The sequence below is a fragment of the Marinococcus sp. PL1-022 genome (assembly GCF_033845285.1).
Taxonomy (GTDB): Bacteria; Bacillota; Bacilli; order Bacillales; family Marinococcaceae; genus Marinococcus.
In genome coordinates, this window is the sequence record NZ_JAWXCX010000001.1 from 2,927,402 (window position 1) to 2,941,806 (window position 14,405).

Annotated in this window: 14 protein-coding genes; 7 read left to right on the forward strand and 7 right to left on the reverse strand. The window is 48.6% G+C overall.

Features of this window, described 5'->3' with window-relative positions; genetic code table 11:
- Window positions 1–31 precede the first annotated feature (31 nt).
- From SIC45_RS14935 to SIC45_RS14945, 3 genes are all read left to right on the forward strand, one after another.
- Complete coding sequence (locus SIC45_RS14935; protein ID WP_319632767.1) at window positions 32–874, forward strand: lipoate--protein ligase family protein; 843 nt, start codon at window positions 32–34, stop codon at window positions 872–874.
- 131 nt (window positions 875–1,005) lie between these two features.
- Entirely contained in the window at window positions 1,006–2,352 is a 1,347-nt protein-coding gene (locus SIC45_RS14940) for a sugar porter family MFS transporter (protein ID WP_319632768.1), read from the forward strand.
- Between the two features lie 108 nt (window positions 2,353–2,460).
- Window positions 2,461–3,327 (forward strand): MBL fold metallo-hydrolase, encoded by an 867-nt coding sequence (locus SIC45_RS14945; protein ID WP_319632769.1) that lies wholly within the window; start codon window positions 2,461–2,463, stop codon window positions 3,325–3,327.
- A 46-nt stretch (window positions 3,328–3,373) separates the two neighbouring features.
- On the opposite strand, the gene pta is transcribed toward SIC45_RS14945, so the two are convergent.
- Window positions 3,374–4,378, reverse strand: coding sequence for a phosphate acetyltransferase (gene pta, locus SIC45_RS14950; protein WP_319632770.1), 1,005 nt, complete (start codon window positions 4,376–4,378; stop codon window positions 3,374–3,376).
- 361 nt (window positions 4,379–4,739) lie between these two features.
- On the opposite strand from pta, the gene hemQ reads away from it, so the two are divergent.
- Window positions 4,740–5,489 (forward strand): hydrogen peroxide-dependent heme synthase, encoded by a 750-nt coding sequence (hemQ, locus tag SIC45_RS14955; RefSeq protein WP_298786614.1) that lies wholly within the window; start codon window positions 4,740–4,742, stop codon window positions 5,487–5,489.
- Between the two features lie 118 nt (window positions 5,490–5,607).
- On the opposite strand, the gene SIC45_RS14960 is transcribed toward hemQ, so the two are convergent.
- Window positions 5,608–7,212 carry an FMN-binding glutamate synthase family protein gene (locus SIC45_RS14960; protein ID WP_319632771.1) on the reverse strand — a complete coding sequence of 535 codons (1,605 nt, stop codon included), beginning with the start codon at window positions 7,210–7,212 and terminating at the stop codon, window positions 5,608–5,610.
- Window positions 7,213–7,248: 36 nt separating this feature from the next.
- On the reverse strand, window positions 7,249–8,520 hold the full coding sequence (kynU, locus tag SIC45_RS14965; protein ID WP_319632772.1) for a kynureninase: 1,272 nt from the start codon (window positions 8,518–8,520) through the stop codon (window positions 7,249–7,251).
- 256 nt (window positions 8,521–8,776) lie between these two features.
- Between kynU and SIC45_RS14970 the strand changes: the two genes are divergently transcribed.
- The gene (locus SIC45_RS14970; protein WP_319632773.1) at window positions 8,777–9,382 is read left to right on the forward strand and encodes a trimeric intracellular cation channel family protein; all 606 of its coding nucleotides are present in this window, start codon (window positions 8,777–8,779) and stop codon (window positions 9,380–9,382) included.
- 30 nt (window positions 9,383–9,412) lie between these two features.
- Here the strand turns inward: SIC45_RS14970 and SIC45_RS14975 are convergent, their stop codons facing one another.
- The 4 genes from SIC45_RS14975 to SIC45_RS14990 all read right to left on the reverse strand — a co-directional run bounded on the left by SIC45_RS14975 (window position 9,413) and on the right by SIC45_RS14990 (window position 12,113).
- Window positions 9,413–9,742 carry a YnfA family protein gene (locus SIC45_RS14975; protein WP_298786622.1) on the reverse strand — a complete coding sequence of 110 codons (330 nt, stop codon included), beginning with the start codon at window positions 9,740–9,742 and terminating at the stop codon, window positions 9,413–9,415.
- A 115-nt stretch (window positions 9,743–9,857) separates the two neighbouring features.
- On the reverse strand, window positions 9,858–11,015 hold the full coding sequence (locus tag SIC45_RS14980) for a cation:proton antiporter (RefSeq protein WP_319632774.1): 1,158 nt from the start codon (window positions 11,013–11,015) through the stop codon (window positions 9,858–9,860).
- A gap of 5 nt (window positions 11,016–11,020) precedes the next feature.
- Window positions 11,021–11,518, reverse strand: coding sequence for a cation:proton antiporter regulatory subunit (locus tag SIC45_RS14985; protein WP_298786626.1), 498 nt, complete (start codon window positions 11,516–11,518; stop codon window positions 11,021–11,023).
- A 28-nt stretch (window positions 11,519–11,546) separates the two neighbouring features.
- Window positions 11,547–12,113, reverse strand: coding sequence for an NADPH-dependent FMN reductase (locus SIC45_RS14990; protein ID WP_319632775.1), 567 nt, complete (start codon window positions 12,111–12,113; stop codon window positions 11,547–11,549).
- A gap of 218 nt (window positions 12,114–12,331) precedes the next feature.
- Between SIC45_RS14990 and SIC45_RS14995 the strand changes: the two genes are divergently transcribed.
- Window positions 12,332–13,630 (forward strand): arsenic transporter, encoded by a 1,299-nt coding sequence (locus tag SIC45_RS14995; RefSeq protein WP_319632776.1) that lies wholly within the window; start codon window positions 12,332–12,334, stop codon window positions 13,628–13,630.
- 262 nt (window positions 13,631–13,892) lie between these two features.
- On the forward strand, window positions 13,893–14,174 hold the full coding sequence (locus SIC45_RS15000) for an iron-sulfur cluster biosynthesis family protein (RefSeq protein ID WP_298786633.1): 282 nt from the start codon (window positions 13,893–13,895) through the stop codon (window positions 14,172–14,174).
- Window positions 14,175–14,405: the final 231 nt, after the last annotated feature.

Genomic DNA, 14,405 nt, shown 5'->3' on the forward strand with positions numbered 1-14,405 from the left:
AATGAAAATGAATAGAATCGGGGTACATAAAATGGAAATGAAAAATATTTTTGCCAATAAGGAATGGCGGTGGATCGATCATTCAGTCACAGGAATTAATATGGATCCATTGCAATCCTTTGCCTTTGATGATAATTTCTGTGTGAGTCTGGGAGAGGGTTCTTCCCCTTCTGTAATGCGTGCCTGGGTTCATGCTCCCACCGTTGTCCTCGGTATTCAGGATACCCGGCTGCCCGCTGCGGCCAACGGGCTTGAATATCTCCGGGAGCAGGGATACGAAGTTATTGTACGCAATTCCGGCGGCCTTGCTGTCGTGCTTGATGAAGGAATTTATAATCTATCCCTCATTTTTAAAGAAGAACGCGGGACTTCTATTCATGCCGGCTATGAATGGATGTGGTCATTTATTCAGGAGGTATTTGACGACAGTCCAGGGTACATTGATGCCTATGAAATCGTTGGCTCCTACTGTCCGGGGTCCTACGATTTAAGCATCGAAGGGAAAAAATTTGCCGGAATTTCGCAGCGCCGTATCAGAGGCGGGGTAGCGGTGCAGATTTATTTGGCCGTTACCCGGAGCGGAGCTGCCCGTGCCGAGGTTTTACGGGAGTTCTACGAGCGTGCCGCCGCCGATCAGGCAGACACAAGGATCGCCTGGCCGGCTGTTGTTCCTTCTGTGATGACATCTCTCGAAGAGCTGTATGGCACCGCCTTTTCCATTCAGGATATCAACCGGCGGATCCAGCAGACGGCTGAGCGCCTGGGCGCTTCTGTATATGAGGATCAGCTTACAGAGGATGAACAGTCCCGTTTTGCCCATTTCTACGACAGGGTGCTTGCAAGAAACAAAAAGGCGACCCAGCCACGCTCATAGGAAAACCTTACACAGCCCAAAACTGGTATTGTTTGCGGCTGTTTTCTTATGATTTTATTGAATGGAAATGTTTGGGATGCTCTCAAACGTGGAAGAATCCTCTCAGGACAAAAAATAAAGGTGGGTATACTATGTCTAACGGCTTAAGCAAGGGCTGGATATACTTTTTTGGAGCCCTTGGCGGCTTATTGTACGGTTATGAAACCGGTGTTATATCCGGAGCTCTCATTTTCATTGATCAGGACATTCCTCTTTCAAGCTTACTGCAGGGTGTCGTCGTCAGCTCGCTGCTCGCAGGGGCTATCGTTGGTGCCGGACTTAGCGGCTATGTATCGGATAAATTTGGCCGAAGACGGGTCGTATTTGTAATCGCTCTCGTTTACTTAATTGGCTCTTTGACTCTTGCATTTTCTCCAAACGCAGGTGTACTTATTACCGGCCGTGTTATTCTCGGCCTTGCAGTCGGGGGGTCAACGGCGCTTGTGCCAGTGTACCTCTCGGAAATGGCTCCAACCAGTCAGCGCGGTGCTCTCTCGTCTTTAAACCAGCTAATGATCACTCTTGGTATTCTGCTTGCCTACATCGTCAACTACGCCTTCACTCCGATTGAAGGATGGCGTTGGATGGTCGGGCTCGCATCCGTGCCGGCGATTCTGCTTATGATTGGTGTAATCTTTATGCCTGAAAGCCCGCGTTGGCTGATCAAACGGAACCGCGAACAGGAAGCCCGGAATATCATGGGCTTAACACGCGACCAGTCAGAAATCGAAGATGAAATGAAACAAATGAAGGAAATTGAAAATATTGAAGAAGGCACCGGCGATCTCCTGAAGGCAAAATGGCTGCGGCCAATGCTGATAGTCGGCTGTCTGCTCGCTGCCTTTCAGCAGCTGATTGGTATAAACTCCGTTATTTATTATGCACCGACTATTTTCACGGAAGCAGGACTCGGTAACGCCGCTTCAATTCTTGGTACAGTCGGTATCGGTACAGTAAACGTGTTAATGACTCTAGTAGCGATCGCAACGATCGACAAACTGGGACGGAAAAAGCTGCTTCTGATCGGAAACGTTGGTATGGTCAGCAGTCTCGCAGTGCTTTCCATAATTCTGTTCAGCGTCGAACTCACTACCTTCGTTGCCTGGCTGATCGTGGTTTTCCTTGGCGTATTTATTATGTTCTTTTCCGCCACGTGGGGGCCGGTCGTATGGGTTATGCTTCCAGAGCTCTTCCCAATGAAAGCCCGCGGTGCAGCTACCGGCATTACAACGCTCGTACTGTCTCTGGCTAACTTAATTGTTTCCTTAACCTTCCCGATTTTATTAGGAGCCATAGGCATCAATTGGGTTTTCGTTATCTTCGCTTTCATGGGCGTGCTTGCCTTCTTATTCGTACTGCGGTTTATTCCGGAAACCAAAGGACGCAGTCTCGAAGATATCGAAAAAGATCTTCGCGGAGGATTATCCTCCAAATCGTAAAAGCTTTTTAGACGGGCGCTCCTCGGAGTGTCCGTCTTTTTTCTGGTTTTAATTATCAAGGGCACGGAAATACGTGTCATACATGCTTATTTCTGAAGGAGGAAAATGATGAGCGAAGAAACGAACGAAGAGCTGTATAATCCAATGGCGGACAAGTACCTGCCGATGACCTCGGTAAAAAGCGGCAAAGAGCATACCGTAGCCCAAGGAGTGCATGCTTATACAAATAAAATCGTTAATATCTGTACTATCGAACAGCATGATAATAATAACAACTGGGTGCTGGTTGATACCGGCATGCCTAAATCCTCGGATAAGGTGATTCAGGCTGTCGAGGATTTATACGGCACAAACAATAAACCAAACGCCATCATACTCACGCACGGTCATTTTGATCATGTGGGTACAGTGGTCGAGCTCGTTAAAAAATGGAATGTTCCCGTTTACGCCCACCCGGAGGAAATGCCTTATCTGACCGGAAAGAAAGCATATCCAAAGGCGGACAGCTCTGTAGACCGCGGACTCGTCGCGAAGATGTCGCCACGGTTTCCAAACGAGCCGGTCAACCTGGGAGATTTCGTGCAGCCGCTTCCGTCCGACGGTTCTGTCCCCGAGCTCGGCGAATGGAAATGGCTGCACACCCCCGGACACACGCCCGGGCACATTTCCCTGTTTCGTGAACACGACCGGACGCTCATTGCCGGTGATGCTTTTGTTACTGTAAAACAGGAGTCCCTTTCCCGTGTTACGACCCAAAAGCTTGAAATCCACGGCCCGCCGAAATATTTAACAATGGACTGGGTCGATGCTAAAAGCTCTGTTGAAAAATTAAACCAGCTCGAGCCAGCCGCTGCAATCACCGGCCATGGCATGCCGGTTCGCGGCAGCGCGCTGCAGGATGGACTGCAAAAGCTTGCAGATAACTTTGATACCGCAGCTGTACCAGAAACACAGACGCACGACACACGGCAGTAGCACAAAAAAGACCTTTCGGATGAATTCTCCGAAAGGTCTTTTTCATTTATGATTCTTTATTCGCTACTGCTTCGCGTTCGGTGATAGCCTGCTTGGCCGTAATAAGGGAAAGCTTGTACACATCGTCTATGCTGCACCCTCTTGAGAGATCATTCACCGGCTTATTCAGGCCCTGAAGAATCGGTCCGATAGCATCGTAGCCGCCGAGGCGCTGGGCGATCTTATAGCCAAGGTTTCCGGACTCCAGACTTGGGAAGATAAATATATTCGCCTCGCCGCGAAGCGGTGAATCCGGGGCTTTCTTTTGTGCTACCGCCGGCACAAACGCAGCATCAAACTGGAACTCTCCGTCAATGACGAGATCCGGGCGGGTCTGTTGGGCGGTTCTTGTCGCTTCGGATACCTTCTGCGTTTCCATGGAAGCAGCCGAACCCTTTGTAGAGAAGCTGAGCATCGCTACTTTTGGATCGATATCGAATGATTTTGCCGTTTCTGCAGTGGAAATGGCAATTTCTGCTAATTCATCAGCACTTGGAGATATATTAATGGCACAATCCGCAAATACGAACTTCTGATCCTCTTTCACCATAATAAATACACCAGACGTTTTTTGAATACCAGGCTTTGTTTTAATAATTTGAAGCGCCGGCCGCACGGTGTCGCCGGTAGAGTGAGCTGCACCACTGACAAGCCCGTCTGCAAAATCCATATATACAAGCATTGTGCCGAAGTAATTGACATCCGTCAGCTTTTCTTTGGCCGTCCGCTCTGTCTCTTTTCCTTTTCGGCGGGAGACAAAAGCGGCTACAAGCTCATCCATTTTTTCATACGTTTTCGGGTTGAAGATAGTAACGTTCTCGAGGGGGACGCCTAACCTCTGCGCCCTGGCTTCAATTTCCTGTTCGTCTCCGATAAGAATAGGGGTAATCACATTTCCTTCCCCGAGACGTGAGGCTGCCTGGACGACACGGTCATCATCGCCTTCCGGCAGTACGATAGAAGGATGTTCTTTTTTCACCTGATCATAGATGGACGCGAAAAGATCGCTCAACAAAATTCCTCCTCAAAATATTGTAAACAAGTGTATATCGTGTTGGTTTCATTGTAGTAGTTTTTCCGCGAATAAGCGAAGCACCTGCAGAGGGCCTTCGTCTATTCATTGTGAAAATAGCCGCACTGTTTTCATACATTAGCATACTCCTTCTGTCAGGAAAAATAAACCGGGACGAATAAATTCAATGATTTGTAAATTTTCACACTTTTGCCCCCCCTAACTCCTGACGCATAAGGGATAAACGTTTTTCGACAACGACCATCCACGTTTCACAAATTGCTCAATCATATTCGTTTTGGACACTTGTGTACTGTGGTATAGTGGGCAACGGAAGGTTTAGATGAAGGAGGTAATCATGATGAGCGAAGCTTCTAAAACACTGGACGGCTGGTATTGCCTGCATGACTTCCGCCACTTTAACTGGCATGCATGGAAGCAGGTGCCGAGCGAAGAGCGCGACCAGATGGTTAACGAATTCCATCGCATGATTGAAGAATTTCAGCAGGTGGAAGAGGCTGAACAGGGCAGCCATGCTTTATACACGATTGTCGGCCAAAAAGCCGATTTTGTTATCATGGTGCTCCGTGAAAGCATGAAAGAGATTCACGATATTGAACTTGCTTTCGATAAGTCCGGACTGGCAGCTTACACGACTCCTGCCTACTCCTACGTTTCCATCGTAGAGCTTGGAAACTATATGCCGCCGGAAGACGGAAGCGATCCTCTCGATAATCCATGGATCCGCGGCCGCATTTACCCTATCCTGCCAAAATGGGAGCATTTCTGCTTCTATCCAATGGATAAAAAGCGCGAAGGCGAAGACAACTGGTATTCGCTTCCGATTGATAAACGCCGCGAATTAATGAAAGCACATGGCATGACCGGCCGTCAGTACGCCGGAAAGGTAAAACAGATTATCACCGGGTCCACCGGCCTTGATGACTGGGAATGGGGAGTCACTTTATTTGCTCATGACGCCCTGCAGTTTAAAAAACTCGTATATGAAATGCGTTTTGACGAAGTCTCTGCCCGTTACGGCGATTTTGGAGCCTTTTATGTTGGAAACATTCTTGAGCCGGAAAAAATTCAGGCATACTTTTCTGTATAATAGAACAAACCGCCAAAGTGAGCATACACTTCGGCGGTTTTTTTAACTTTAAGCATGGGGCAGAAACCGTTTATTTCCCAGGAAATACTTCCACTCTCTGCGGAGCTTTAAAAATTTTTCAGGCTTTGCTTTGCGTTCTTTCTATTTTCCTCTCTACAATGTCTTCTACGGAATACGTACGACCATCCATATCTTTATAAATAAGGTTCTCCCGATTAAATTCCGTTGGCGAGTGAAGACCGGCCGCCACTGCTAAATTATGCATTCCTTCCCGCATGGAAATAATAAAATTGGTAACGCGGTAGGATTTTTCTTCAATATCAAGAGCCTCCTGCCGCTTCGGATCAGTCGTGGCCACCCCAACCGGGCACTCGTTTGAATGGCAAACCTGCGCCATGATACAGCCGACGCTGATCATAAATCCTCTCGCCACATGAATCAAATCCGCGCCAAGGGCTAGCGCTGTGACTGCCTTGTTCGGCGTTAACAGCTTCCCTGAGGCAATGATGGTGATTTTGTCTCTAATCCCCGCTTCAAGCAGCGCTTCCTCAAGCATCGGCAGCGCTGAAAAGAGCGGAAGGGCTACACTGTCCGCCATTTCCTTGTAGGAGGCTCCCGTGCCCCCCTCGCTCCCATCCAGCGTGATAAAATCGGGAAGAATTTCCGAGGTCCTCAGCTCCTCCGCCAGCTTGAAGGCATGCTGTCTTGAGCCGAGAGTGATTTTTATGCCGACCGGCTTTTCACTCAGCTGCCGCAGCTCTTCGAGAAAGGCCATCAGCTTTCCAGTGGTTTCAATATCTTTAAACCGGTTCGGGCTGTCTATCGTTTTCCACGGTTCCACATTCCGGACAGCGGCAATTTTTTCGGTAACCTTAGCTCCGTCCACGTGTCCGCCCCGCTGCTTAGCTCCCTGAGCCAGCTTGATCTCTACAGCTTTCACCTGGTCATAAGCTGCCTGTTCCTGAAACAGCTGCCGATTAAAATTACCGGCGCGGTCTCTTGCCCCGAACAGTCCCGGACCGATCTGCCACATAATGTCCGCTCCGCCCTTCAGATGGTAGTCCGACAGTCCACCTTCCCCTGTGTTCATCCAGGAGCCGGTAGCCCGGGCATTTCCCATGGACAATGCTTCAATCGCCCGGTCTCCGAGCGACCCATAGCTCATACCTGACTGGCCAATGAGCCCCTTCACGCGGAAGGGATGCCTGACGCCGCTATGTTTTCCAAGCGTAATTATGTCCTGCTCATCAAGCAGAAACGGATCGAACGATTCCTCCACCCGGTGCTCCTGCCTTGTAAACAGCCGTTCGTTGTCGATTTGGTATACTTTGGACGGAATGGCTTCCGCCTTCCGGTCCCGGCGCAGATCCTCTTCAAGCGTCGGATACATGTCGTTTACGATATAATAGCCATTCGTATTAAAGTCCTCTTTCGACCCGTAGCCAAGCATACGTGTTTTATATTTTCCGGCTTTTACTGTAGAAATGAACTGCTCTCTTGAAAAGGGTTTTCCCTCAAGATCGTTGTTAAACAAATACTGACGAAATTCCGGCCCCGTTTTTTCAATTAAATAACGCATTCTCCCGAGAACCGGGAAGTTTTTTAAAATAGCGTGCTGCCGCTGACTGCGGTCCTTAACATACATCCAGAGCACCAGTCCCGCCGGCACTAAAACGATAAAAGCAATTAACAGCCCCAATAGAACAATAATAGCTGTTTCCATTTCCGGACCTCCTCCCTTCACTTCCTCTGATCTTTGTCAGGCAATTGTCCCGCGTTCATTTGAAAACTGCAGGTACTCTTCATTATCTATGATTCTTTTCAGCGTCTCTACTGCCATCCGGACTTCTTCATACGTATTGTACAACGCCACCGGCGCAATCCGGATGTAGGCCGGCGCCCGGAAATCAGGCACGACGCCCTCCGCTTTCAACGCATTACAGATGCCGGCGGCATATTCATGCTTAAGAAGCACATGCCCGCCTCTTGCAGCCGGGTCTCTCGGACTTACCACCTTCAGGCCGATGCCAATACCAGCGTCAATCAAATCGATCATATATCCGGTTAACCGCAGAGACTTCGCCCGTATGCGTTCAATTCCTGCTTCCCCGAACATTTCCAGCGAACCGATCAGCGGAGCCATACTCAGTACATGCGGAGTCCCGATTTCGTAGGCCCCGGCTGATTCCTCCGGCTCGAGGGTATGCTTCATATCAAACTGCACGGCTTTTTTTGAACTGAACCAGCCAGCAAGCCCCGGCGATTCCCCGAAATGCTTTTCATGGACATAGAGCCCAGCAACAGCACCCGGTCCTCCGTTCAAATGCTTATAATTGCACCAAACAGCAAAATCAACGCCCCACTCGTGAAGCTCATGTGGTACAGATCCGACCGAGTGACAAAGATCGAGGCCGACCATAATGCCCCGGGCGTGTGCCTCTTTCGTTAACCGCTCCATATCGAGCACCTGGCCGCTGCGGTACAATACGCCCGGAAGAAACAATAGAGCCGTATCGTCACTCATTCTTTCAATAATCTCCTCTTCATCAAGCATTCCGTCCCGGTTCGGCACCAGAGCCAGTGCCTCTTCCCCCAGCCCCCGCAGATCCAGCTGGCTTTTTAATGCATAAATATCGGTAGGAAAAGCCGCATCATCCGCAAGTATTTTGTACCTTTTAGCAGTAGGCTGATAAAAGGTAGCAAGCATCTGGTGAATGTTTACGGTTGTCGAACCAGTGACAATCACCTCTGTCTCTTTAGCCCCTAGCAGCGGAGCCGAGGCTTGAGCCAGTTTTTCCGAGAGGTAGTACCAGGGATGGCTTCCGTTTGTCCATCCCTCAATACCCAGCTGTTTCCACATATCCATGATTTCCTGTACGCTTTTTTCCGCCCGCTCCGACAGCAGTCCGAGCGAATTTCCATCCAAATAAATCGTCTCTCCCATGTAGAATTCCCGGCGGTACTTTTGGAGTTCATCACCTTCATCCAGTTTTTTCGCGTAAGTCTTTGTATGTATGTTTTCTATATTCATAGCGTCCCTTCTTTTTATGTAAATGTTATTTTTCGCCTTTATTTTATATATGATTCCCCCGGCAGCTGAAACATTAACTGCTCTTTGCACCATTGTAACAGAAATATTCTGCCTCTCATTTTGTCAAAGCCACCGGGTTGCTATTTTTACAGTTACAGCTTATAATCATTCTCGGACTATAAGTGTACACACCGTCGCTGCCCTTCCGGCAGCGATTTTTGTATGAAGACGTATTAACCGGGAAAGGGGGAGCAGTATGACCTGGGATATGCTGACAGTGGTAGGCACCATCGCGTTTTCCATCAGTGGGGCAATTGTCGCTATGGAAGAAGACCTTGATATCTTTGGGGTTTTGTTTTTAGGATTTATCACAGCGTTTGGAGGAGGAGCGATTCGAAACATTCTGATCGGTGTCCCGGTATCGGAGCTGTGGAGCCAGGGGCTCTTTTTTCAGGTTTCCTTCTTTTCTATTCTGTTGTTTGTACTGTTTCCAAATATTTTAATGAAGCACTGGCACAGCTGGGGCTCCTTTTTTGACGCTATCGGCCTTGCTTCCTTTGCGATGCAGGGGGCCCTGTTTGCAGTAGAAATGGGACACCCGCTCAGCGCTGTCATCGTGGCAGCAGTACTCACAGGAAGTGGCGGCGGATTGATCCGTGACGTGCTGGCCAACCGAAAACCGATGGTGCTTCACTCGGAGGTCTACGCCCTGTGGGCGCTGGTCGGCGGCTTATTTATCGGTATGGGCTGGGTTACCGGCGGCTTTGGCCTGTTTTTGTTATTCGTTTTGCTCGTTTCCGGCCGGGTATGCTCCTACCGCTTTCAGTGGAAGCTCCCCCACCGTACAATTCCATCTATGTAAAGCTCTCCCGCCGGTCTCCGGCGGGCTTTTTTATGCTCCGCGGGGCGCCCAAAGCATAATACTTACGCCGACAATACAAAAAGCAGCCCCGACCCAATCGTATGTGTCCGGTCGCCAGCCATCGACCCACCAGCCCCAGAGCAGAGACATAATAATAAATATACCTCCATACGCTGCGTAAACTCTTCCAAACGCCGGAAACACCTGAAAAGCCGCAATGACCCCGTACATTACAAGCCCTGCTGCTCCGAACAGGCCGTAATAGACCGGGCGCGACTCTCTTATCCACTGCCACACCAGGTAGCCGCCGCCAATTTCCATTATTCCTGCCAGTATAAATAAAAGAATGCCTGTAAGCATATAAACCTCCTCCTTCTCCCGCTTTAACATACTGTAGAGATATTTAAAAATAAATGCACCGTAAAATTATGTAAAAAAAGACTGCTTTTCCGTGAGCAGCCCTTAAAGCTTCATTTTATACTGGTTTTTTGCCTCTTTTCTTTCCGTAAATGCTTGTGGCAAGTTCTGGTGCTTTCTGGAACAAATATACCCCCACCAGAGCCGAGAGAAGAATAAAGATACTGCTGAAGGTCCGCAGCGTACCTGTAGCAAGTGCCGCGACAATAATGGAGAACTCCCCGCGCTGGGTTAAAGATAAGCCTGCACGCAGCGCTACTTTGGATGACAGGCCGTACAGCTTTCCGCCCGCAAATCCGACGATAATTTTCGCAGCCACTGACCAGAAAAGCAGCACGAGAAGCATCGGAATCATCGGCACTCCTTCCCCGACCTCAATGGTAGTGCCGAAATAAACAAAAAACATTGGGAGCAGCAGATCCCGAAAGCGCACGACCAGACCTTCGAGTACATCGCTTCGTTTCACTTCAGCCAGGATAATTCCAGCCAGAAACGCGCCAAGTACCTCGGATAAATTCAGGTACAAAGCAATACCGCCGTACGTAAGCGCAATACCAAAAACGAAAAGAAGAAAAAAATCTTCATCCATATAGCGGTCCACAAATGAACGCAATTTTCGGAAAACAAATATACCAAGCAGGACCGCTCCTGCGACCAGTATAATAATTTGAACGAATGTCCATCCGAGCATGCCCAGAGTAACTCCACTGCCTACAGTCATGCTGACAAGCAATGCCACAAGCACCGGGGCGAATAAATCCTCGAAAATAAGAAGACCGAGTATGAATTCGGACTCGGGATTGACCATCCGCTTTGAATTCTCAAGCATTTTGGCTGTGATCGAGGAGCTTGTAGCATAGGCGACACCGCCTATGATTAGGGCTTCGAGCCACCCAAGCCCAAACGCCAGCGTTATACCTACGGTAACCCCGAAGCTGAGTATAATATCCAGAATCCCGGCCCGGAAAACCTTCGTTGCGACAAGGATAAGCTGCCGGACCGGAAACTCCATTCCCAGCATAAAAAACAGCAGGACAATACCAATTTCACCAGCAAAATACAGCAGGTGAGAATCTGCCAGCCAGCTGCTGACGACAATTCCAATTAATAGATAGATGATGACATCGGGGAACCGCATTTTAAAAGAGATCCATCCCCCGATAAAAAGTACGAGCAGCATCAATCCCGCAGCAAGCAGATCAGGCATTTCCGGCATAAGAATTATCCTTTCGCCTTACAAACTTCTTCAAAGCGCCCAATAATATCTTTTTTTCCGACAACGAGCAGGGTGTCCCCGGCCTGAATAATAAAATCATCCTCCGGCTTCGGAAGGATATCTTTATCCCTCATAATGCCGACAATAGAAACTCCTTCCGGTATCGACGTCTGGGCTTCTTCCACTGAGCGTGCATCCATCGGAGAGCCTTTTTTTACTTTGATCCAGTCAACAAGCATTTTCTTTCTTAACAGGCGGAAACGCTCAAAGCTTTCTTCATCCACCGGTTCATCATGAATACCAAGCAGACGGGCTCCCAGCTCCTTCGCTTCATCGGATGTGAATATAGTTGAAAAAAGCGCTTCGTCATCGTCCTCGTCTTCCACAAAATAAATCTCTCTTTTACCGCTGTGGTGTATGATCATGACCGTGGTAATGCCGTCCCGGTTTTCAAACGATACCCGTTTTCCTACCCCCGGCAGGTCATGTTCCCTGATTCTCATCTGTCATTCCTCCTGTGAGCCTTTTCTTTTATCCGTCAAAACGGTGCATCCAGCTATTAAACGCCTGCACAAACTGTTTTACGTGCCGCGTAGTTTTTTCATCCTCAAGCGTATCCAGCTCTTTGTTCATTTTTCCAGTCACCCCTGCCACCAGCATTTTCGGCCCGGGCATTACATAGGCCTCAGCGGCTGTAAGTGTCTGTCGGATCTGATACTGGGATAAGGCTGTGCCGCCGCCCCCGGGAGTCGCTCCGGCAAGCGCAAAGGCACGGTGAGTCAGAGCGGAATGAGCGGGCGGGCTCGACGCCCAGTCCAGCGCGTTCTTTACAACTCCCGGCATCCCATTATTGTATTCGGGAGTCACGATAATAACCCCGTCCGCGCGCATCATTGCGCGTTTTAATTCTACGACGGCTTCCGGGACTCCGGCTTCTTCTACATCGGCATCGTAAAGAGGGATGTAATGCAAAAATGCTTCTTCAACCTCCCAATGCTCCGGAAATTCCGCTTTCATTGAATCCATCAGCTTCCGGTTATAGGACTCCTTCCGCAGGCTCCCGCAGATCACCGTTACATTCATCTGTTTCTCTGTCATAAGCTTCACCGCCTTTGCCTTCATCTTCTAGCCTCATTATACATTTTTTCTGCTCTTTTACCCTAGCAATCACACTTTTTTCTAAAAGTATTGAATCGTGTTTTGACTTCTCTATATATTTATATTAGCATATGCTTATATAATAAATTCAGCAACTGCTCATTAAATTTAGAAAGAAACGGATGCCGCTTCTTTTTCGGCCCCGCCTGGAGGTATGTATGAACACTCTGCTCGCAGTTATTATTTTTCTTATCACACTCGTATTGGTTATTTGGCAGCCGAAAAATTTAAATATTGGCTGGTCTGCCTGCGGGGGAGCTATCATCGCTCTTATCGCAGGCGTGGTCAGCTTCGGGGATGTCGAAACCGTTATTGGAATTGTGTGGAATGCCACACTTGCCTTTGTTGCTATAATCATTATCAGCCTGATTCTCGACAAAATAGGGTTTTTTGAATGGGCTGCCCTGCACATGGCAAAAATTGCCGGAGGCAGCGGCCTGCGGATGTTTATTTACATAATTCTGCTCGGTGCCGTCGTCGCTGCACTTTTTGCCAATGACGGTGCCGCCCTTATACTGACACCTATCGTACTCGCAATGGTGAGAGCGCTCGAATTTAAGGAACGTATGATTCTCCCTTTCATTATGGCCAGTGGCTTTATCGCGGACACCGCTTCGCTGCCCCTGATTATCAGTAATCTCGTTAACATTGTTTCTGCCGACTTTTTCGGCATCGGCTTTGTTGAATACGCCACCCGGATGATTGTTCCGAATTTTTTCTCCATCGGGGCGAGTCTTCTCGTCCTCTATCTTTTTTTCCGCAAGGATCTTCCCGGGCGGTATGACGTCACAAAGGTTAAAAACCCGAAGGATGCGATCCAGGACATAAAAATGTTCCAGCTTTCCTGGGTGGTGCTCGCGGTTCTGCTCACCGGTTATTTTGTCAGCGAATTCGTAGCAGTCCCTGTCTCAGTTATTGCCGGTATTGTAGCCCTGTTCTTCCTATTGATGGCCCGCCGCAGCCCAGCTGTGGAAACGGGCAAAGTACTAAAAGGAGCCCCCTGGGATATTGTTTTCTTTTCGGTTGGAATGTATGTGGTAGTTTACGGCCTGCAGAACGCCGGGCTGACCGAGCAGCTGGCAGTCGTGATACAGGTTGCTGCTGATGAAGGGCTATTTGTCGGTACCCTTTCGATGGGCTTTATCGCCGCTCTCTTATCTTCTGTGATGAATAACATGCCAACCGTGATGATCGACGCTCTGGCTATTTCAGAAACGACTGTCTCCGGCACCATACGCGAAGGCCTTATTTACGCCAATGTGATCGGAAGCGATCTGGGGCCGAAAATCACACCGATCGGCTCACTGGCCACCCTGCTGTGGCTTCATGTGCTGCGGCAGTTCGGCTTCCATATTTCCTGGGCGTATTACTTTAAGGTCGGTATCATTCTGACCATTCCAACGCTTTTTATTACTCTTACCGGTCTGTATGTATGGCTGTTAATCATTGGCGGCTGAGCGGAACCGGCCCGTCATTTCCCGGGAAATATGGAACCTTCTGCATTCGGGACATTGGTACCGCCAGGCTTCCTGTATGAATTAGTTGAATAACAGTCATATTGTTGTTACCCTTGGCAGAGTTGCAAATGATAATTATCCAGCGCCCGGCTCCGGCAGTTTACACTTACGGAGAGCAGGGAATGTATTCAGCAGTTTGCAGAGATAGAAAAAAAGGTATAGATATACTCTATACAGGTTTAAAAATTAAGGAGGCTCACCCTTGGAAATTACAAACGGTGCTAAAGCAGTACTAGAACCGCTGATGGAAGAAAACAACATGGACCACCTCCGCGTGGCAGTTGAAGAAATGGAAGAATCCTCTCAAATTGGTCTTGTTCTTCAGGATCCACAGGAAGACGATCAGGTGGTAGAAGCAAACGGCATTAAAGTAGCAGTGGACAACCGCGTTACAGATTTAATGCAGGATGTTACGCTCGACACGCAGGAAAACGAAGACGGCGAAACACAGCTCGTCATGGCCGGCCTTCCTGAAACTGAATAAACAAGCACCATCGAAACAGCTCTGCTTAACCAGCAGGGCTGTTTTTTTGTTTTCGGAGCCGTTTTTTGCCGTTCCGGGCCGAAAATTCGGCTTACTTCATTAACTATTTATAGCCTGGAACATTTAATATCTGTTACTTTCCGCACACGCTGCACTTCCAGACATAAAAAAACTGTTACTCTTGTTTAATGTGCAAAGAGTTCCTGCTCCTATTCTAAATGAAAAAATCCG